Source organism: Streptomyces sp. NPDC037273 (assembly GCF_055603625.1).
In genome coordinates this window covers 1-19,287 of record NZ_JBVJVO010000023.1, presented here as the reverse complement: position 1 = coordinate 19,287, position 19,287 = coordinate 1, and the positions used below count along the sequence as shown (strand labels likewise).

At 72.5% G+C, this 19,287-nt stretch carries 18 protein-coding genes; 17 read left to right on the top strand and 1 reads right to left on the bottom strand.

Going from position 1 to position 19,287, the window contains the following annotated elements; translation table 11 throughout:
• Positions 1 to 19 precede the first annotated feature (19 nt).
• The 3 genes from ACZ7G1_RS36420 to rpsD all read left to right on the top strand — a co-directional run bounded on the left by ACZ7G1_RS36420 (position 20) and on the right by rpsD (position 3,047).
• Positions 20 to 1,375 carry a replication-associated recombination protein A gene (locus tag ACZ7G1_RS36420; RefSeq protein WP_470879332.1) on the top strand — a complete coding sequence of 452 codons (1,356 nt, stop codon included), beginning with the start codon at positions 20 to 22 and terminating at the stop codon, positions 1,373 to 1,375.
• 19 nt (positions 1,376 to 1,394) lie between these two features.
• On the top strand, positions 1,395 to 2,072 hold the full coding sequence (locus ACZ7G1_RS36415) for an HNH endonuclease family protein (RefSeq protein WP_470879217.1): 678 nt from the start codon (positions 1,395 to 1,397) through the stop codon (positions 2,070 to 2,072).
• Positions 2,073 to 2,432: 360 nt separating this feature from the next.
• A complete protein-coding gene (rpsD, locus tag ACZ7G1_RS36410) occupies positions 2,433 to 3,047 on the top strand; it encodes a 30S ribosomal protein S4 (protein WP_015032311.1) in 615 nt (204 codons plus the stop codon).
• Between the two features lie 49 nt (positions 3,048 to 3,096).
• Here rpsD and ACZ7G1_RS36405 read toward each other — a convergent pair whose 3' ends face one another.
• The gene (locus tag ACZ7G1_RS36405; RefSeq protein ID WP_470879218.1) at positions 3,097 to 5,316 is read right to left on the bottom strand and encodes an ATP-binding protein; all 2,220 of its coding nucleotides are present in this window, start codon (positions 5,314 to 5,316) and stop codon (positions 3,097 to 3,099) included.
• A 169-nt stretch (positions 5,317 to 5,485) separates the two neighbouring features.
• Between ACZ7G1_RS36405 and ACZ7G1_RS36400 the strand changes: the two genes are divergently transcribed.
• From ACZ7G1_RS36400 to nusB, 14 genes are all read left to right on the top strand, one after another.
• Positions 5,486 to 5,923, top strand: a complete 438-nt coding sequence (locus ACZ7G1_RS36400; protein WP_470879219.1) for a DUF948 domain-containing protein — start codon at positions 5,486 to 5,488, stop codon at positions 5,921 to 5,923.
• Between the two features lie 6 nt (positions 5,924 to 5,929).
• Complete coding sequence (locus ACZ7G1_RS36395) at positions 5,930 to 6,286, top strand: DUF6167 family protein (RefSeq protein WP_470879220.1); 357 nt, start codon at positions 5,930 to 5,932, stop codon at positions 6,284 to 6,286.
• Positions 6,286 to 8,955 (top strand): alanine--tRNA ligase, encoded by a 2,670-nt coding sequence (gene alaS, locus ACZ7G1_RS36390; protein WP_470879222.1) that lies wholly within the window; start codon positions 6,286 to 6,288, stop codon positions 8,953 to 8,955. The genes ACZ7G1_RS36395 and alaS overlap by 1 nt, the downstream gene beginning before the upstream one ends.
• Before the next feature lie 2 nt (positions 8,956 to 8,957).
• The gene (gene ruvX, locus ACZ7G1_RS36385) at positions 8,958 to 9,422 is read left to right on the top strand and encodes a Holliday junction resolvase RuvX (protein ID WP_030693079.1); all 465 of its coding nucleotides are present in this window, start codon (positions 8,958 to 8,960) and stop codon (positions 9,420 to 9,422) included.
• Positions 9,423 to 9,524: 102 nt separating this feature from the next.
• Positions 9,525 to 11,309, top strand: a complete 1,785-nt coding sequence (mltG, locus tag ACZ7G1_RS36380; protein WP_470879224.1) for an endolytic transglycosylase MltG — start codon at positions 9,525 to 9,527, stop codon at positions 11,307 to 11,309.
• Entirely contained in the window at positions 11,309 to 12,136 is an 828-nt protein-coding gene (locus ACZ7G1_RS36375; protein WP_470879225.1) for a shikimate dehydrogenase, read from the top strand. The genes mltG and ACZ7G1_RS36375 overlap by 1 nt, the downstream gene beginning before the upstream one ends.
• A 220-nt stretch (positions 12,137 to 12,356) precedes the next feature.
• Entirely contained in the window at positions 12,357 to 13,541 is a 1,185-nt protein-coding gene (gene aroC, locus ACZ7G1_RS36370) for a chorismate synthase (protein ID WP_470879227.1), read from the top strand.
• Complete coding sequence (locus ACZ7G1_RS36365) at positions 13,538 to 14,059, top strand: shikimate kinase (RefSeq protein ID WP_470879228.1); 522 nt, start codon at positions 13,538 to 13,540, stop codon at positions 14,057 to 14,059. The genes aroC and ACZ7G1_RS36365 overlap by 4 nt, the downstream gene beginning before the upstream one ends.
• Positions 14,056 to 15,150: a 3-dehydroquinate synthase gene (gene aroB, locus ACZ7G1_RS36360; protein WP_470879230.1), complete on the top strand. Its 1,095-nt coding sequence runs from the start codon at positions 14,056 to 14,058 to the stop codon at positions 15,148 to 15,150. The genes ACZ7G1_RS36365 and aroB overlap by 4 nt, the downstream gene beginning before the upstream one ends.
• A complete protein-coding gene (gene aroQ / locus ACZ7G1_RS36355) occupies positions 15,147 to 15,593 on the top strand; it encodes a type II 3-dehydroquinate dehydratase (RefSeq protein ID WP_470879232.1) in 447 nt (148 codons plus the stop codon). Before aroB ends, aroQ begins: the two co-directional genes overlap by 4 nt.
• A 113-nt stretch (positions 15,594 to 15,706) precedes the next feature.
• Positions 15,707 to 16,822, top strand: a complete 1,116-nt coding sequence (locus tag ACZ7G1_RS36350) for an AAA family ATPase (RefSeq protein ID WP_470879234.1) — start codon at positions 15,707 to 15,709, stop codon at positions 16,820 to 16,822.
• Positions 16,823 to 16,897: 75 nt separating this feature from the next.
• Positions 16,898 to 18,010, top strand: coding sequence for a M24 family metallopeptidase (locus ACZ7G1_RS36345; RefSeq protein ID WP_470879235.1), 1,113 nt, complete (start codon positions 16,898 to 16,900; stop codon positions 18,008 to 18,010).
• 47 nt (positions 18,011 to 18,057) lie between these two features.
• A complete protein-coding gene (gene efp, locus ACZ7G1_RS36340) occupies positions 18,058 to 18,624 on the top strand; it encodes an elongation factor P (RefSeq protein WP_470879237.1) in 567 nt (188 codons plus the stop codon).
• Positions 18,625 to 18,626: 2 nt separating this feature from the next.
• Entirely contained in the window at positions 18,627 to 19,064 is a 438-nt protein-coding gene (gene nusB / locus ACZ7G1_RS36335) for a transcription antitermination factor NusB (protein ID WP_470879239.1), read from the top strand.
• Positions 19,065 to 19,287: the final 223 nt, after the last annotated feature.

Below are 19,287 nucleotides of genomic sequence, written 5' to 3'. Positions count from 1 at the left end.
TGACTTAGGCTTCATGACTGTGGAGCCCGACCTCTTTACCGCAGCCGCCGAAGACCGCCAGGAGAAGGACCCGGCCAGCAGTCCGCTGGCCGTCCGGATGCGCCCCCGCACCCTCGACGAGGTGGTGGGCCAGCAGCACCTGCTCAAGCCCGGCTCGCCGCTGCGCCGGCTCGTCGGGGACGGCGACGGCGGCCCCGCCGGCGCCTCCTCCGTGATCCTCTGGGGCCCGCCAGGCATCGGCAAGACCACCCTGGCGTACGTCGTCTCGAAGGCGACCAACAAGCGGTTCGTGGAGCTCTCCGCGATCACCGCGGGCGTCAAGGAGGTCAGGGCCGTCATCGAAGGCGCCCGGCGCGCGTCCGGGGGCTACGGCAAGGAGACCGTCCTCTTCCTCGACGAGATCCACCGCTTCTCGAAGGCGCAGCAGGACTCCCTGCTGCCCGCCGTGGAGAACCGCTGGGTGACGCTGATCGCCGCCACCACGGAGAACCCGTACTTCTCCGTCATCTCCCCGCTGCTGTCCCGCTCGCTGCTCCTCACCCTGGAGCCGCTGACCGACGAGGACCTGCGCGGTCTGATGGCCCGGGCGCTCACCGGCGAGCGGGGGCTCGGCGGCGCCGTGACCCTGCCGGCCGACGCCGAGGCCCACCTCCTGCGGGTCGCCGGCGGCGACGCCCGGCGCGCCCTGACGGCGCTTGAGGCGGCCGCCGGCGCGGCCATCGCCAAGGGCGAGCCGGAGATCACCCTCCAGACCGTCGAGGAGACCGTCGACCGGGCGGCCGTGAAGTACGACCGGGACGGCGACCAGCACTACGACGTGGCCAGCGCCCTGATCAAGTCGATCCGGGGCTCCGACGTGGACGCGGCCCTGCACTACCTGGCCCGGATGATCGAGGCGGGGGAGGACCCGCGCTTCATCGCCCGCCGGCTGATGATCTCCGCCAGCGAGGACATCGGCCTCGCCGACCCGAACGCCCTGCCGATCGCCGTCGCCGCCGCCCAGGCCGTCGCCATGATCGGCTTCCCCGAGGCCGCCCTCACCCTCAGCCACGCCACCATCGCCCTGGCCCTGGCCCCCAAGTCGAACACCGCCACCACCGCCATCGGCGCCGCCCTCGCCGACGTCCGCAACGGCCTGGCGGGCTCCGTCCCGCCCCACCTCCGCGACGGCCACTACAAGGGCGCCGCAAAGCTCGGCCACGCCCAGGGCTACGTCTACCCCCACGACGTCCCCGGCGGCATCGCCGCCCAGCAGTACGCCCCCGACGCCATCCACGGCAAGCAGTACTACGAGCCCACCCGCCACGGCGCCGAGGCGAGATACGCGGACGTGGTGGAGCGCGTGCGCCGGCGCCTGAAGGGCGAGGGCGGCTGAGCGGCCATACCCTCGCCCCATGATCCGTAGAGCCGCCGTCCTGCTCCTGACGGCAGTGACCGCCGTCGCGTGCTCGCCCGGCAAGGGGGCCGAGCTCGCGCCCCTGGTGGCCACGCCCGGCTTCCCGCCCACCGCCGCCCAGGCGCGGGCCCAGCTCGGGGCCCTCAGGGTGGCGTGGGGCGAGAACTGGCAGACGTACGAGCGGACGAAGTTCGGGGACGGCTGGTCCGACGAGACCGACGCCCCGGGCGGGCGCAACGGCTGCGACACCCGGGACGACGTGCTGCGCCGGGACCTGGACGAGGTGCGGCTCGGCGACCGCAACCCGTGCGTGGTCCTCTCCGGCGTCCTGCACGATCCGTACACCGGCAAGGAACTGCCCTACTCGTACCGCAGGGCCTCGCAGATCCAGACCGACCACGTCGTCGCCCTCGCCGCGGCCTGGCGCGCGGGCGCCTGGGCGTGGACGCCCGAGCGGCGCCTCGCGTACGCCAACGACCTCGACGTCCTGCTCGCCACCGACAAGGCGACGAACTACGAGAAGAGCAGCAAGACGCCGGACAAGTGGAAGCCGCCGCGCACGGCGTACTGGTGCGAGTACGGCCGGCGCTGGACCGGGATCAAGACCACGTACGGCCTGACGGTCTCCCCGCCGGAGAAGGCGGCCGTCCTGGACCTCCTGGCCACCTGCGGCTGAGGAGGGGAAAGGGGCCGGTGCGGCGGCGGCCCGGGGAGCCGGTACACTGGTGCGGATTGCTGCGTCCCGTGTCCGGCTTCGGTCGGCGACACCAGAGCGGGACTGTCAGCGGGAGACCCGGCCCTCGGGCGGGGTTTCCAGGAGCGTCGCGCACCTTCGAAGGTGTCGCGGGCCACCCATCACCCCCCGGATTCCCGGGAGCGGCGATGGGTCGTTCGCGTGCTGCACGTATGTGCCCAGACCTGGGAGCGGCTGCCCGCCACGTCCGTCTCGTACGGACCGGACGGGTTTCCCGGGCTGCGGATGCGACCTCCCCTAACCCTGGTGAAGCCGTATTCGTACAGATAGAGAGGTTGGTTCATGCCGAACCAGTCCCGTCCCAAGGTCAAGAAGTCGCGTGCCCTCGGCATCGCGCTGACCCCGAAGGCCGTCAAGTACTTCGAGGCCCGCCCCTACCCGCCGGGCGAGCACGGCCGTGGCCGCAAGCAGAACTCGGACTACAAGGTCCGTCTGCTCGAGAAGCAGCGTCTGCGCGCCCAGTACGACATCAGCGAGCGCCAGATGGCGCGCGCCTACGACCGCGCCAAGAAGGCCGAAGGCAAGACGGGCGAGGCGCTGGTCGTCGAGCTCGAGCGTCGCCTCGACGCCCTGGTCCTGCGTTCGGGCATCGCCCGCACCATCTACCAGGCCCGCCAGATGGTCGTGCACGGTCACATCCAGGTCAACGGTGGCAAGGTCGACAAGCCGTCGTTCCGTGTCCGTCCGGACGACGTCGTCATGGTCCGCGAGCGCAGCCGCACCAAGCCGCTGTTCGAGATGGCCCGTGAGGGTGGCTTCGCCGCCGACGGCGAGACCCCGCGCTACCTGCAGGTCAACCTGAAGGCCCTGGCCTTCCGCCTCGACCGCGACCCGAACCGCAAGGAAATCCCGGTCATCTGCGACGAGCAGCTGGTCGTCGAGTACTACGCCCGCTGATCCGGGCCCCCGGCGCGAGCCGGGGGACGTAGTACCACCCACGCGGTGTTCAGCCCGCCGCTTCCCCGCCCTTACCGGTGGGGGAGCCGGCGGGCTTCCGCGTTCCCGGGACCGCCGCCGCCCTGGCCGTACGGAACGGGCGCGGGGCCACCGGACCGACCGGGCCGCCGATCGCGGGATTCCGCCGGCCGGCGAGCGCGCGTTCCACCGCCGCGTCGAGCGAGAGCGCCTGGCCCTCCCGGAACGCGATGCCGTACGCCTCCGCGCCCAGCGCGGCGTCCGCCTGCTGCTCGCACAGCGCCCGCGGCCCGCCGAAGGTCGCCGAGCCGAACAGCCGGATGCCGACCGTGTCCCACACCGGCACCGTCGCCCCCTGGAGGACCGCCGCCTCCGCCGCGTCGCCCTCGCTCACCGTCACCAGGGCGAGCAGCTCGATCGCCAGGACGAGGCCGACCAGGTCGCGGAAGGTGTGGTTGATCGACACGCACTCGTCGAGCAGCTCCCGCGCCTCCGCGTACGCGCCCCGGGTCCACGCGGAGAACCCCAGGACGTACAGGGCGTAGGCCCGGGTCCACCGCTCGCCGCGCTCCTCGCAGACCTCGCGCACCTCGCGGCAGATCGCGACCGCCCCCTCCAGGTCCTCCTGGAAGGCCCGTGCCATGGCCAGCTCGACCTGGCCCATGAGGACGTTGCTGTTGAGCTCGCCGAGCTCCCGGTAGGAGGCGAGGGCCCGCCCCAGCAGCTCCTCGGCGCGCTGCACGTCGTCCGAGAGCAGCGCCAGACAGCCCATCCGGTGCGTGGCGTACGCCTCCGCCAGCGCGTTCCCCGAGGCCCTGGCCCGCTCACCGCATTCGTGGAGCGCCGCCACCGCCGCCGTGCCGTCGCCCTGCAGGACGGCCACGTATCCGAGCACCCACAGTGCCTTCAGCCGCGCCTCCTCGTGGCCCGAGTCGAGCGCGAGCGCCCGGTCGAGCCAGTGCCGGCCCTCGGAGAGCCGCCCGCAGCCCACCCACGCGAACCACAGCGTGCCCGCCAGGTGCTGGGCGAGGTGCGCGTCCTCGGGGAATTCGAGGCACAGGTCGAGGGCCGCCCGCAGGTTGGGCAGCGCCGCGTCCGTTCGGGCCGCGACCTCGGCCTGGCGGGGGCTGAACCACTCCAGCTCGCACCAGGTGGCGAGCCCCATGTACCAGTCGCGATGCCGCCGCCGCATCCGGTCGGTGTCGCCGAGCGCCGCCAGCCACTCGGCCCCGTACGCGGCGACCGTGTCAAGGAGCCGGTAGGCGGGGCCCGCCGGGCCGTCCTCGCGCGCCACCAGGGACTGCGCGAGCAGGCCCCCGAGCAGATCCAGGATGTGTTCCGGGGGCAGCTCGGGGCCCCCGCACACGTACTCCACCGCCTCCAGGTCGAAGGGTCCGGCGAAGACCGAGAGCCGCGCCCAGAGCAGCCGCTCCTCGGCGGTGCACAGCTCGTGGCTCCAGCCGACAGCCGTCCGCAGCGTCTGATGGCGGGGGAGGGCGCCGCGGGCGCCGTCCGTGAGCAGCCGGAACCGGTCGTGGAGCCGGGCCAGCATCTGTTCGACGGAGAGCAGCGGCAGCCGCCCCGCCGCCAGTTCCAGCGCGAGCGGGATGCCGTCGAGCCGCCGGCACAGCTCCCGCGCGGCCGCCGAAGGACCGGCCGGAAGCGCGGCCTCCGGGGCGGCGGTGGCCGGTACCGGCACCGCGACCGGAACCGGGGCCATCGGGGCGCCCGCCTCCGCCGCCCGCTCGGCGAGCAGCGCCACCGCGTCCGCCTCGCCCATCGGCGCCAGAGTGAACACGGACTCGCCCGCCACCCGCAGCGCCCGCCGTCCCGCCGCGAGGACGGTCAGCCCGGGAGCGTGCGCCAGGAGCTCGCGTACCAGCGGCGCGCAGGTCTCCACCAGGTGCTCGAAGCCGTCGACGACCAGCAGCAGCCGGCGCTCGGCGAGGTGCTCGAGGAGCACCTCGCGCGGGGCGCGCAGGGTGTGGTCGGTGAGGCCGAGCGCCTCCACCAGGGCGTACGCCACCAGGTCCGGGTCGCGCAGCGGCGCGAGATCGGCCAGGCGCACCCCGTCGCCGTAGCGTTTCTGCGCCCCGGCGGCAGCCCGCAGCGCCAGCCGGGTCTTGCCGACCCCGCCGACGCCCACGACCGTCACGAGGCGGGACGTCTCAAGGAGCGCCGCCAGGGCGGCCTGCTCCGCGGCCCGTCCGACGAACCGGTTCAGCTCCGCCGGGAGATTGCTCCGTCGCATGGGACACGGAGCGTACCGATCCGCGCGCTCTCCGTACAATCGGTTCCCTTAACTCCCGCCCCACGAGCGGTAATGCGGTACGGCGGCACAGCCCGGGCGCGATAGGGTCGGGGGACTACTTTTGGCAAGAACCCCACGACAGATCCGACGACACAGAGAGCGGTGCAGAGTGACCGGTGGAGAGGTTGCCGGCATCCTGGTGGCCGTCTTCTGGGCGATCCTCGTCTCCTTCCTCGCCGTGGTGCTGGTGAGGCTGGCGCAGACGCTCAAGGCGACCACCAAGATGGTGGCGGACGTGACCGAGCAGGCCGTCCCGCTGCTGGTCGACGCCTCCGCGACGGTCCGCTCGGCACAGACCCAGCTCGACCGGGTCGACGCCATCGCGTCGGACGTCCAGGAGGTCACCTCCAACGCCTCCGCGCTCTCCTCCACCGTCGCCTCCACCTTCGGCGGCCCGCTCGTCAAGGTGGCCGCGTTCGGCTACGGCGTGCGCAAGGCGCTCGGCCGCGGCGGGGACGGGCCGGACGTGCCGCGGGCCTCCGCGCGACGTACTGTGATCGTCGGCCGTACCGTGCCGTCCTCGAGACGCCGGAAGCAGAAGGGCTGAGCCGCGATGTTCCGCCGCACGTTCTGGTTCACGGCCGGCGCAGCCGCCGGCGTGTGGGCCACCACCAAGGTCAACCGCAAGCTGAAGGCGCTGACCCCCGAGAGCCTCGCGGCCCAGGCGGCGAACAAGGCGATCGAGACCGGCCACCGCCTCAAGGACTTCGCCCTCGACGTGAGGGTGGGCATGCTCCAGCGGGAGGCCGAACTGGGCGAGGCGCTCGGGCTCGACGCACCCGTGGAGCCGGGCACCGCCCAGGACCGGGAGCTTCCGCAGCCCCGCGGCAAGGCCGCGCTCCGCCTCGCCCCGCAACCGACCACGCATTCAATTCCCACGATCTCGTACAACCGGAATGAGGACCACTGATGGAGTCGGCTGAAATCCGCCGCCGCTGGCTGAGCTTCTTCGAGGAGCGCGGGCACACCGTCGTCCCTTCGGCGTCGCTCATCGCGGACGACCCGACTCTGCTGCTCGTCCCGGCCGGCATGGTGCCGTTCAAGCCCTACTTCCTGGGTGAGGTCAAGCCGCCCTTCACGCGCGCGTCCAGCGTGCAGAAGTGCGTGCGCACGCCCGACATCGAGGAAGTCGGCAAGACCACCCGCCACGGCACGTTCTTCCAGATGTGCGGCAACTTCTCCTTCGGCGACTACTTCAAGGAAGGCGCCATCAAGCTCGCCTGGGAGCTGCTGACCACCCCGGTGGAGCACGGCGGCTACGGGCTCGAGCCGGAGAAGCTCTGGATCACCGTCTACCTGGAGGACGACGAGGCCGAGCGCATCTGGCGCGACGTCGTCGGTGTCCCGGCCGAGCGCATCCAGCGCCTCGGCAAGAAGGACAACTACTGGTCGATGGGCGTCCCCGGCCCCTGCGGCCCGTGCTCCGAGATCAACTACGACCGCGGCCCCGAGTTCGGCGTCGAGGGCGGCCCGGCCGTCAACGACGAGCGGTACGTGGAGATCTGGAACCTGGTCTTCATGCAGTACGAGCGCGGCGAGGGCTCGGGCAAGGACGACTTCCCGATCCTCGGCGAGCTGCCGTCGAAGAACATCGACACCGGTCTCGGTCTCGAGCGCCTGGCGATGATCCTCCAGGGCGTCCAGAACATGTACGAGACGGACACCCTCCAGGTCGTCATCGACAAAGCCACCGCCCTCACCGGCGTCGCCTACGGCAAGGCCCACGACAGCGACGTCTCGCTGCGCGTGGTCGCCGACCACATGCGCACCTCCGTCATGCTCATCGGCGACGGCGTCACGCCGGGCAACGAGGGCCGCGGCTACGTGCTCCGCCGCATCATGCGCCGCGCCGTCCGCAACATGCGCCTCCTCGGCGCCACGGGACCGGTCGTGCAGGAGCTCGTCGACACCGTGATCAACACGATGGGCGAGCAGTACCCGGAGCTCGTCACCGACCGCAAGCGCATCGAGACCGTCGCGCTCGCCGAAGAAGCTGCCTTCCTGAAGGCCCTCAAGGGCGGCACGAACATCCTCGACACCGCCGTGACCGAGACCAAGGCCGCCGGCGGCACGGTCCTCGCCGGCGAGAAGGCCTTCCTGCTCCACGACACCTGGGGCTTCCCGATCGACCTCACCCTGGAGATGGCCGCCGAGCAGGGCCTCTCCGTGGACGAGGACGGCTTCCGCCGCCTGATGAAGGAGCAGCGGGACCGCGCCAAGGCCGACGCCAAGGCCAAGAAGACCGGCCACGCCGACATGACCGCGTACCGGGAGATCGCCGACGGCAACGGCGCCACCCAGTTCACCGGTTACACCAACACCGAGGGCGAGACCACCGTCGTCGGCCTCCTGGTCAACGGTGTCTCCTCGCCGGCCGCCACCGAGGGCGACGAGGTCGAGGTCGTCCTTGACCGCACCCCGTTCTACGCCGAGGGCGGCGGCCAGATCGCCGACCAGGGCCGCATCAAGCTGCACAGCGGCGCCGTCATCGAGGTCCGCGACGTCCAGCAGCCGGTCCCGGGTGTCTCCGTGCACAAGGGTTCCGTGCAGGTCGGCGAGGTGACCGTCGGCGCCACCGCGTACGCCTCCATCGACGTCAAGCGCCGCCGGGCCATCGCCCGCGCCCACTCGGCCACCCACCTGACGCACCAGGCGCTGCGCGACGCCCTCGGCCCGACGGCCGCCCAGGCCGGTTCGGAGAACCAGCCCGGCCGCTTCCGCTTCGACTTCGGTTCGCCGAACGCCGTCCCCGGCGCCGTCCTCACCGACGTCGAGCAGAAGATCAACGAGGTCCTCTCGCGCGAGCTGGAGGTCCACGCCGAGGTCATGCCGATCAACGAGGCCAAGCGCCAGGGCGCCATCGCCGAGTTCGGCGAGAAGTACGGCGAGCAGGTCCGCGTCGTCACCATCGGCGACTTCTCCAAGGAGCTGTGCGGCGGCACGCACGTCGGCAACACCGCCCAGCTGGGCCTGGTGAAGCTGCTCGGCGAGTCCTCCATCGGCTCCGGTGTGCGCCGTATCGAGGCCCTCGTCGGCGTCGACGCGTACAACTTCCTGGCTCGCGAGCACACGGTCGTGGCCCAGCTCCAGGAGCTGGTCAAGGGCCGTCCGGAGGAGCTGCCGGAGAAGATCTCCGCGATGCTCGGCAAGCTGAAGGACGCCGAGAAGGAGATCGAGAAGTTCCGTGCGGAGAAGGTCCTCCAGGCCGCCGCCGGTCTCGTCGACTCCGCCCAGGACATCCGCGGCCTCGCCCTCGTCACGGGCAAGGTCCAGGACGGCACCGGCGCCGACGACCTGCGCAAGCTGGTCCTCGACGTGCGCGGGCGCTTCCCGTCCGACCGTCCGGCCGTCGTCGCCCTGTTCACCACGGTCAACGGCAAGCCGCTCACGGTCATCGCCACCAACGAGGCCGCCCGTGAGCGCGGTCTCAAGGCCGGCGAGCTGGTCCGCACGGCCGCCAAGACCCTCGGTGGCGGTGGCGGCGGCAAGCCGGACGTCGCCCAGGGCGGCGGCCAGAACCCGGAGGCCGTCGGCGAGGCCATCGCCGCCGTCGAGCGGCTCGTGGTGGAGACGGCGTGACGATGCGCCGCGGCCGCCGTCTCGCGGTCGACGTCGGGGACGCCCGGATCGGGGTCGCCTCGTGCGACCCCGACGGGGTCCTCGCGACGCCGGTGGAGACCGTGCCGGGACGTGACGTCCCGGCCGCCCACCGGCGGCTCCGCCAGATCGTCGAGGAGTACGAGCCCATCGAGGTCGTGGTGGGTCTGCCCCGCTCGCTCAGCGGGCGGGAGGGTCCCGCCGCCACCAAGGTCCGGGCCTTCGCGCGGGAGATGGCCAAGGGCATCGCCCCGGTGCCGGTCCGTCTCGTCGACGAGCGGATGACCACGGTCACCGCGACCCAGGGCCTGCGGGCCTCGGGTGTGAAGGCCAAGAAGGGGCGGTCCGTCATCGACCAGGCCGCCGCCGTGATCATCCTTCAGAACGCTCTTGAGTCCGAACGGGTATCAGGTAATCCGCCCGGTGAGGGCGTCGAAGTGGTCATCTGATCGCGATACGGTAACGTTCCGCGCGATGCGGCGGTGTTCGAATTGCTGCCGCACTACGTAGAGGCGGATCGTCCGGAAGCCTCGCGGCTGTTTTGGGGATCGATGACTGAGTATGGCCGGGGCCCTGGCTCCGAACCGTGGCACCCCGGGGACCCGCTGTACGGGGACCAGGGGTGGGAGGGTCAGCAGCAGCACTACCCGCAGCCGCAGCAGGCGGACCCGTACGGCCAGGGCCACCAGGGCTATGCGGACCCGTACGGCCAGGCCGCCCAGCAGGCGGGCCAGGGGTACGAGGGCGACCCGTACCAGCAGCAGGCGCAGCAGCAGCACTACCAGCAGCAGCCGCCGCAGGGCTATGTCGACCCGCAGTACCAGCACTACCAGCAGCAGCCGCAGCACCAGCAGCAGACGCACTACCAGCAGGCCCCCCAGGCCGAGCAGCAGTACGGGACGGGGTACCCGGGCGGTTACGACACGCCCGGGAACCTCGGACAGCAGTACGACGGCAACTGGGAGACCGGCCAGGCCGCGATGGCCTACAACGCGCCCCCGGCCGATCCGTACGGCGGTCAGAACCCCGACCTCTACGGCACCCCCGAGGCCTACCCGCCGCCGCAGCCCCCCGGCCGCCGCCGCACCCCGCCGGAGCCGGTCGTCGACTGGGCCCCGGAGGAAGAGGCGCGCCCGGAGCCGGAGGAGGAGCACGCCTTCTTCGCAGGCGAGGCCGAGCGCGACGACGAGTACGACGAGGAGCCCGCCGGCCGGGGCTCCCGCGGCGGCGACCGCGAGCGCCGCAGCAAAGCAAAGAAACGCAAAGGCAAGAACGGCGTCGCCTGCCTGGTCGTCGCCCTCGTCCTCGCCGGCGGCGTCGGCGGCATCGGCTACTTCGGCTACCAGTTCTGGCAGGGCGAGTTCGGCGCCGCCCCCGACTACACGGGCAGCGGCAGCGGCGAGGTCCAGGTCGAGATCCCCAAGTCCGCCGGCGGCTACGAGATCGGCAACATCCTCAAGAAGGCCGGTGTCGTCAAGAGCGTCGACGCCTTCGTCTCCGCGCAGGGCAAGAATCCCCGCGGCCTCTCCATCCAGGCGGGCGTCTACACGCTGAAGAAGGAGATGTCGGCGGAGAGCGCCGTCACGCTGATGCTCAACCCGGCGAGCCAGACCAACTTCGTCATCCCCGAGGGCCGGCGGAACGTCTGGGTGTACGAGCAGATCGACAAGCGTCTCGACCTCAAGCCGGGCACCACCCAGGGCGTCGCGAAGGCGAAGTCGGCCGACCTCGGCCTGCCGGAGTGGGCGAAGAACCACAAGAACGTGAAGGACCCGCTGGAGGGCTTCCTCTTCCCCGCGAGCTACCCGGTCGCCAAGGGCAACAAGCCCGAGGACGTCCTCCGCAAGATGGTGAGCCGCGCCAACCAGGAGTACGGGAAGCTCGACCTGGAGACCAAGGCGCAGACGCTCGGCCTCCAGAGTCCCTGGGAGCTCGTCACGATCGCGAGCCTCGTCCAGGCCGAGGGCGTGTCGCACGACGACTTCCGCAAGATGGCCGAGGTCGTCTACAACCGCCTCAAGCCGTCGAACCCGCAGACCTACGGCGGGCTCGAATTCGACTCGACGTACAACTACATCAAGAACCAGAGCAAGATCGACCTCACCCTGGAAGAGCTGCGGAAGTACGACAACCCGTACAACACGTACTTCGTCAAGGGCCTGCCGCCCGGTCCCATCGGCAACCCCGGTGTCGAGGCGGTGCAGGGCGTGCTCACCCCGACGAGCGACGGCTGGTACTACTTCGTCTCGATCGACGGCAAGACGTCCCAGTTCACCAAGACCAACGCCGAGCACCAGAAGCTGGTCGAAAAGTTCAACGAGTCAAGGAAAAACTGATGCCGGCAGCACGACGAGCGGCGGTCCTCGGATCGCCGATCGCCCACTCGCTCTCCCCGGTCCTGCACCGGGCCGCGTACGCCGAGCTCGGTCTCGACGGCTGGTCGTACGAGCGGTTCGAGGTCGACGAGGCGGCGCTGCCCGGGTTCGTCGGGGAGCTGGACGGAACCTGGGCCGGCCTGTCGCTGACCATGCCGCTCAAGCGGGCGATCATCCCGCTGCTCGACGAGATCAGCGACACGGCCGCCGCCGTGGAGGCCGTCAACACCGTCGTCCTCCGCGAGGACGGGCGGCGGGTCGGCGACAACACCGACATCCCCGGCATGATCGCCGCCCTGCGCGAGCGGGGCGTCGACAAGGTGGAGTCGGCGGCGATCCTCGGAGCCGGCGCCACCGCCTCCTCCGCGCTCGCCGCCCTCGCCCGGATCTGCGCCGGCCCCGTCACCGCGTACGTCCGCAGCGAGGCCCGCGCCGAGGAGATGCGCGGCTGGGGCGAGCGGCTCGGCGTGGACGTCCGTACCGCCGACTGGGAGAGCGCCGCCGAGGCCTTCACGGCCCCGCTGGTCGTCGCGACCACCCCGGCCGGCACCACCAACGCCCTCGCCGCCGCCGTCCCCGAGACCGTCGGCACCCTCTTCGACGTCCTCTACGACCCCTGGCCCACCGCCCTCGCCGCCGCCTGGTACGAGCGCGGCGGCAAGGTCGTCGGCGGCCTCGACCTCCTCGTCCACCAGGCCGTCCTCCAGGTCGAGCAGATCACCGGCCGCGCCCCGGCCCCGCTCGCCGCCATGCGAGCGGCGGGGGAGCAGGCCCTGGCGGCTCGGTAGGCTCCCCCGTACCGAGTCGAGCGGTTCGGCGCGCCCCCGGAGGAGAGCGAGGCCGACCCCCGGAGCGGCGAGGCCGTCCACCGGAGCGAGGCCGACGTCCGATAGATGGACCGGAGGCCGGGTTCGTCCCCCGGACGTGAAAGGATCGGGGGCGGCGGGCCAGGGCCGCGCACCCGGCCGCGCCGATCGCAGTGCCCAGGCGCGAGCATGAGGAGCATCGTTGAGCAGGTTGCGTTGGCTGACCGCTGGGGAGTCCCACGGACCCGCGCTGGTCGCGACGCTGGAGGGTCTTCCCGCCGGCGTCCCGGTCACCACTGAGCTGGTGGCGGACCACCTCGCGCGGCGACGCCTCGGCTATGGACGTGGCGCCCGCATGAAGTTCGAGCAGGACGAGGTGACCTTCCTCGGCGGCGTCCGCCACGGGCTGTCCCTCGGTTCCCCGATCGCCGTCATGGTCGGCAACACCGAGTGGCCCAAGTGGGAGAAGGTCATGTCGGCCGACCCGGTCGACCCGGCGGAGCTCAAGGAGACGGGCCGCAACGCCGCCCTGACCCGGCCGCGCCCCGGCCACGCCGACCTCGCCGGCATGCAGAAGTACGGCTTCGACGAGGCCCGGCCGATCCTGGAGCGCGCCAGCGCCCGGGAGACCGCCGCCCGGGTCGCCCTCGGCGCCGTCGCCCGGTCCTTCATCAAGGAGGCCGCGGGCATCGAGATCGTCTCGCACGTCGTCGAACTGGCCGCCGCCAAGGCGCCCTACGGCGTCTACCCGACCCCCGCCGACGTCGAGAAGCTCGACGCCGACCCGGTCCGCTGCCTCGACGCCGACGCGTCGAAGGCGATGGTCGCCGAGATCGACCAGGCCCACAAGGACGGCGACACCCTCGGCGGCGTCGTCGAGGTCCTCGCGTACGGCGTGCCCGTCGGCCTCGGCTCGCACGTCCACTGGGACCGGCGGCTCGACGCCCGCCTGGCCGCCGCCCTCATGGGCATCCAGGCCATCAAGGGCGTCGAGGTCGGCGACGGCTTCGACCTGGCCCGCGTGCCCGGCTCGCAGGCCCACGACGAGATCGTCCGCACCGAGGACGGCATCAAGCGCACCTCCGGCCGCTCCGGCGGCACCGAGGGCGGCCTGACCACCGGCGAGCTGCTGCGCGTCCGCGCCGCGATGAAGCCGATCGCGACCGTCCCGCGCGCCCTCGCCACCATCGACGTCGCCACCGGCGAGGCCGCGGCCGCCCACCACCAGCGCTCCGACGTGTGCGCCGTCCCCGCCGCCGGCATCGTCGCCGAGGCCATGGTCGCGCTCGTCCTCGCCGACGCCGTCGTCGAGAAGTTCGGCGGCGACAGCGTCCCCGAGACCCGCCGCAACGTGCGGTCGTACCTCGACAACCTGCACATCCGGTGACCGGGGGTCCCCTGGTCGTCCTCGTCGGGCCCATGGGCTCCGGCAAGTCCACGGTGGGCGCGCTCCTGGCCGAACGGCTCGGCGCGCCCTACCGGGACACGGACGCCGACATCGTCGCCGCCGAGGGACGCGAGATCTCCGACATCTTCGTCGAGGACGGCGAGGAGCACTTCCGCGCCCTGGAGCGGGCCGCGGTCGCCACCGCCGTCGCCGAGCACGAGGGCGTGCTCTCCCTCGGCGGCGGAGCGATCCTCGACGACAGCACCCGCGCCCTGCTCGCGGGGCTGCCCGTCGCGTACCTCTCGATGGACGTCGAGGAGGCGGTCCGCCGCGTCGGCCTCAACACCGCGCGGCCGCTGCTCGCCGTCAACCCGCGCCGCCAGTGGCGCGAGCTGATGGACGCACGCCGCCACCTGTACACCGAAGTAGCCCGGGCGGTCGTCGCCACCGACGACCGCACCCCCCAGGAGGTCGCGGACGCGGTCCTCTCGGCACTGGACCTGAAGAAGGACGCATGACCGACCAGGAAACCACCCGCATCCACGTCGCGGGCAGCGCGGGCACGGATCCGTACGAGGTGCTGGTCGGCCGGCAGCTGCTCGGCGAGCTCCCCGCGCTGATCGGCACCCAGGCCAAGCGGGTCGCCGTGATCCACCCGGAGGCGCTCGCCGACACCGGCGAGGCGCTCCGCGCCGACCTCGCCGAGCAGGGCTACGAGGCCGTCGCCATCCAGGTGCCCAACGCCGAGGAGGCGAAGACCGCCGAGGTCGCCGCCTACTGCTGGAAGGCGCTCGGCCAGACCGGCTTCACCCGCAGCGACGTCGTCATCGGCGTCGGCGGCGGCGCCACCACCGACCTCGCCGGCTTCGTCGCCGCGACCTGGCTGCGGGGCGTCCGCTGGATCGCCGTACCGACCACCGTCCTCGCGATGGTCGACGCGGCCGTCGGCGGCAAGACCGGCATCAACACCGCCGAGGGCAAGAACCTCGTCGGCTCCTTCCACCCGCCGGCCGGGGTGCTCTGCGACCTCGCCGCCCTCGACTCGCTGCCGGTGCACGACTACGTCAGCGGTCTCGCCGAGATCATCAAGGCCGGCTTCATCGTCGACCCGGTGATCCTCGACCTCATCGAGGAGGACCCGCAGGCGGCCCGTACGCCGGCCGGTCCGCACACCGCCGAGCTGCTCGTCCGCTCGATCAAGGTCAAGGCCGAGGTCGTCTCCGGCGACCTCAAGGAGGCCGGCCGCCGCGAGATCCTCAACTACGGCCACACCCTCGCCCACGCCATCGAGAAGAACGAGCGGTACAAGTGGCGCCACGGCGCCGCCGTCTCCGTCGGCATGGTCTTCGCCGCCGAGCTCGGCCGGCTCGCCGGGCGGCTCGACGACGCCACCGCCGACCGCCACCGCTCGATCCTGGAGTCCGTCGGTCTGCCGCTCACCTACCGCGGCGACCAGTGGCCCAAGCTCCTGGAGACCATGCGGGTCGACAAGAAGTCCCGCGGCGACCTGCTCCGCTTCATCGTGCTCGACGGGATCGGCAAGCCGACCGTCCTCGAAGGCCCGGACCCGGCCGTCCTGATCGCGGCGTACGGAGAGGTGTCGGCGTGAGCGGGACGCGTCCGGTCCTGGTGCTGAACGGCCCCAACCTGGGCCGTCTCGGCTCCCGGGAGCCCGACATCTACGGGGCCACCTCGTACAAGGGGCTCGTCGAGTCCTGCCGGACGCTCGGCGCGGAGCTCGGCTTCGACGTCGACGTGCGGGAGACCAACGACGAGGGCGAGATGATCCGCTGGCTCCACGAGGCCGCGGACGGCTCGATCCCGGTGGTGATCAACCCCGGCGCGTTCACGCACTACTCGTACGGGATGCGGGACGCGGCCGCCCAGCGGACCGCGCCCCTGATCGAGGTGCACATCTCGAACCCGTACGCGCGGGAGGAGTTCCGGCACACCTCGGTCGTCGCGGCCGTGGCGACCGGGACGGTGGCCGGCTTCGGCATCGGTTCCTACCGGCTCGCCCTGCGGGCGCTCGCCGAGGAACTCGCCGGCTGACGGGGCACCAGAGGACGTCCCCGGCCGTTGCCCATGTGGGGGCCGGGGACGGTAACGTTCCGGCGTCCACGGATACCAGAGGCCGACAGGCGTACGAGACGGAGTGGCACCGGATGCAGCACGCAGTGGGGGGTCCGCTGCCACCGCCCGAACGGCCGGGGCAGACACCCGACCCCGGCACCCTTCCGGGCCCGGCGGCGGACAGCACCGCCCCCGGCCCGCTTCCCCCCGTCCCCCCGACACCGCCGCGCGGCACCCCTTACCCGGGCTACCCGGCGGGTACGGCTCCGTCGGGCGGGGCCGTACCCGCCGGTCAGCCACCGGCTGGGGCCGTACCCGCCGGTCCGCCGCCGGCTGGGGCCGTGCCCGCCGGGACGCCGCCGATAGCCGGCCCGCCGCCTGTCGCCGGGCCGCCCGTCGGTCCTCCGGCGGGCGCGCCCCGGCTCGGGGTGCACCGGACCGTTCAGGCGGCGGCTCCGCGGCACCCGCAGGCGCCGGCGCCGCACGGGACGCCCGGGGGAGCGGCGTGGGGCGGAGCCGTACCGCAGCGGCCGGCGGCCACGCCGTATCCGGGTGCGCCGCAGCCGCGGGTGGACCCGACCGGGCACGTGTCGCTGCCGCCGGTGGGCGCGCCGCAGGCGCCCGGTGGGGAGCACGCCGGCGGGACGGGAACGGCCACGCTCGCCGTGCTGCTCATCGGGCCCGCGGGGGCCGGGAAGACGACCGTCGCGCGGCACTGGGCGCAGCGGCGGCGGGTGCCCACCGCGCACATCAGCCTCGACGACGTGCGCGAGTGGGTGTGCTCGGGGTTCGCCGACCCGCAGTCGGGGTGGAACGAGCACTCCGAGGCGCAGTACCGCCTCGCCCGCCGCACCTGTGGCTTCGCCGCGCGGAACTTCCTCGCCAACGGGATCTCGTGCATCGTCGACGACGCGGTCTTCCCCGACCGGCCCGTCGTCGGCCTCGGCGGCTGGAAGCGGCACGTCGGCCCCGGCCTGCTGCCGGTGGTCCTGCTGCCGGGCCTGGAGATCGTGCTGGAGCGGAACGCCGAGCGCAGCGGCAACCGGCGGCTCTCCGACGAGGAGGTCGCCGCCATCCACGGCCGGATGGCCGGCTGGTACGGCTCCGGGCTGCCGATCATCGACAACTCCACGTACGACGTCGAGACCACCGCCCGGGTCCTCGACGACGTCCTCGCCCGCGCGATCGCGAGTCCGCCCACCTGGTGACCCGGGGCGGGCGGCTCCCGCCCGGTCGGCCGCGCAGAACAGGCCGCCTCGGCACACTCCTCGTACGCTCGGAGCATGTCAGAGGTGTATGCGGACCGCCGGGTGCGGCTGCGCGACCGCTGCGCGGCCGCGGGCAGCGCGGCGGCCCTGGTCTCCCGCCCCGCCAACGTCCGCTATCTCGCGGGTGGTTCGCCGCCCGGCGCCGTGCTGTTCGTCGGCCCGGAGCCGGACGCGGACGTCCTGCTCTGTCCCGTCGCGCCCGGTGGCGAACCGGCCGACGGGCGGCTCGACGAGCTGCTGAGACAGCAGGTCCTGCCCGCCGGCGGCGGTGATCCGGCGGTCGCGGCCGTCGACCTGGCCCGCCGGGCCGGCGCCGACGCGCTCGCCGTCGAGGAGCACGACCTGACGGTGGCCCGGCACCGGGCCATGGGCTCGGTCGCGCCCGGACTCCACCTCGCCGACCTCGCGTGCGCCGTGGAGCAGCTCAGGATCGTCAAGGACGAGGACGAGATCGCCTGTCTGCGGATCGCCGCCGAGATCGCCGACCAGGCGCTCGGCGAGCTCCTGGAGTCGATCCTGGTGGGACGGACCGAGCGCCACCTCGCCCTGGAGCTGGAGCGGCGGCTCGTCGACCACGGCGCCGACGGGGCGGCCTTCCCCACCTCGGTGGCGACCGGCCCGCACTCCGGGCGCCGTGGCCACCGGCCGACCGACCGCCGGGTCGAGGAAGGGGATTTCCTCTCCGTCTGCCTCGGCGCCGACTACCGCGGCTACCGGTGCGAGATCGGCCGCACCTTCGTGATCGGCACCACCCCCGCCGACTGGCAGATCGAGCTGTACGAGCTCGTCTTCGCCGCTCAGCGGGCCGGACGGGAATCCCTGGCGCCGGGCGCGGAGTACCGGGACGTGGACCGGGCGGCCCGGCAGATCCTGGACGCGGCGGGCCACGCGGAGGCCTCGGTACCGCTCACCGGGCACGGCGTCGGGCTCGAAATCGACGAGGACCCGCAGCTCTCACCTTCGGCCATGGGTAAACTGGACGCTTGCGTGCCGGTCACCGTCGAACCGGGGGTCCACCTCCCGGGCCGGGGCGGAGTCCGGATCGATGACACGCTCGTCGTACGCCAGGAGGCGGACGGCGGACCCGAGCTACTCACCATCACGACCAAGGAGCTGCTCGCGCTGTAAGGCGCGTACGCCTCCTCGGTCACGTCAGTCCAGGAGATTCCGCAACCGTGGCTTCCACGAACGACCTCAAGAACGGCATGGTGCTCAAGCTCGACGGGGGCCAGCTCTGGTCCGTCGTCGAGTTCCAGCACGTCAAGCCCGGCAAGGGCCCGGCCTTCGTGCGCACCAAGCTCAAGAACGTGCTGTCCGGCAAGGTCGTCGACAAGACCTTCAACGCGGGCGTCAAGGTCGAGACGGCCACCATCGACCGCCGCGACATGCAGTTCTCCTACATGGACGGCGACTACTTCGTCTTCATGGACATGGAGACCTACGACCAGCTGCACGTCGACCGCAAGGCCGTCGGCGACGCCGCCAACTTCCTGATCGAGGGCTTCGAGGCCTCGGTCGCGCAGCACGAGGGCGAGGTGCTCTACGTCGAGCTGCCGGCCGCCGTCACGCTGACCATCCAGCACACCGACCCGGGTGTCCAGGGCGACCGCTCCACCGGTGGCACCAAGCCCGCCACGCTGGAGACCGGCCACGAGATCCAGGTCCCGCTCTTCGTCACCACCGGTGAGAAGGTCAAGGTCGACACGCGCGACAGCAGCTACCTCGGCCGGGTGAACAGCTAACCGTGGCCGCTCGGAGCAAGGCGCGCAAGCGCGCCTTCCAGATCCTCTTCGAGGCCGATCAGCGTGACGCCTCCGTCCAGGAGGTCCTCGCGGACCAGGTCCGCCTCGCGCGGTCCGACGACCGGCAGCCGCCGGTCAGCGACTTCACCATGCAGCTGGTCGAGGGGTACGCGGCCCAGGTCGCGCGCATCGACGAGCTGATCGCCACCTACGCGGTGGACTGGGACCTCGACCGGATGCCGGTCGCCGACCGGAACATCGTGCGCCTCGGCGCGTACGAGCTGATCTGGGAGGACGGCACGCCGGACGCGGTCGCGATCGACGAGGCCGTACAGCTCGCCAAGGAGTTCTCCACGGACGAGTCGCCGAAGTTCGTCAACGGCATCCTGGCGCGCTTCAGCGACCTGAAGTCCAGGATCCGCCGGGACCTGGACGCCTGAGTCCCCCGCATCCGTGGCTCCGGTCAGGAGCCACGGATACGCCGAAGGGGCCCGCAGCACCTCTGCCGCGGGCCCCTTCGGCGTATCCGGAGGCCTGTGTCCCGCTCGCTCGTGGGCCGGGAGACGCAGCGGGGCCGGGGGGGGGGGGGGGGGGGGGGGGGGGGGGGGGGGGGGGGGGGGGTGTGTGTGGGGGGGGGGGGGGGGGTCTTGCTGGTGGTAAGGT

Bases quoted from the DNA above. Each gene is read 5' to 3' on its own strand.
- ACZ7G1_RS36415 (WP_470879217.1), top strand. From the start codon at position 1,395: ATGATCCGTAGAGCCGCCGTCCTGCTCCTGACGGCAGTGACCGCCGTC.
- rpsD (WP_015032311.1), top strand. From the start codon at position 2,433: ATGCCGAACCAGTCCCGTCCCAAGGTCAAGAAGTCGCGTGCCCTCGGC.
- ACZ7G1_RS36405 (WP_470879218.1), bottom strand. From the start codon at position 5,316: ATGCGACGGAGCAATCTCCCGGCGGAGCTGAACCGGTTCGTCGGACGG.
- ACZ7G1_RS36395 (WP_470879220.1), top strand. From the start codon at position 5,930: ATGTTCCGCCGCACGTTCTGGTTCACGGCCGGCGCAGCCGCCGGCGTG.
- alaS (WP_470879222.1), top strand. From the start codon at position 6,286: ATGGAGTCGGCTGAAATCCGCCGCCGCTGGCTGAGCTTCTTCGAGGAG.
- ruvX (WP_030693079.1), top strand. From the start codon at position 8,958: ATGCGCCGCGGCCGCCGTCTCGCGGTCGACGTCGGGGACGCCCGGATC.
- mltG (WP_470879224.1), top strand. From the start codon at position 9,525: ATGACTGAGTATGGCCGGGGCCCTGGCTCCGAACCGTGGCACCCCGGG.
- ACZ7G1_RS36375 (WP_470879225.1), top strand. From the start codon at position 11,309: ATGCCGGCAGCACGACGAGCGGCGGTCCTCGGATCGCCGATCGCCCAC.
- aroB (WP_470879230.1), top strand. From the start codon at position 14,056: ATGACCGACCAGGAAACCACCCGCATCCACGTCGCGGGCAGCGCGGGC.
- ACZ7G1_RS36350 (WP_470879234.1), top strand. From the start codon at position 15,707: ATGCAGCACGCAGTGGGGGGTCCGCTGCCACCGCCCGAACGGCCGGGG.
- ACZ7G1_RS36345 (WP_470879235.1), top strand. From the start codon at position 16,898: ATGTCAGAGGTGTATGCGGACCGCCGGGTGCGGCTGCGCGACCGCTGC.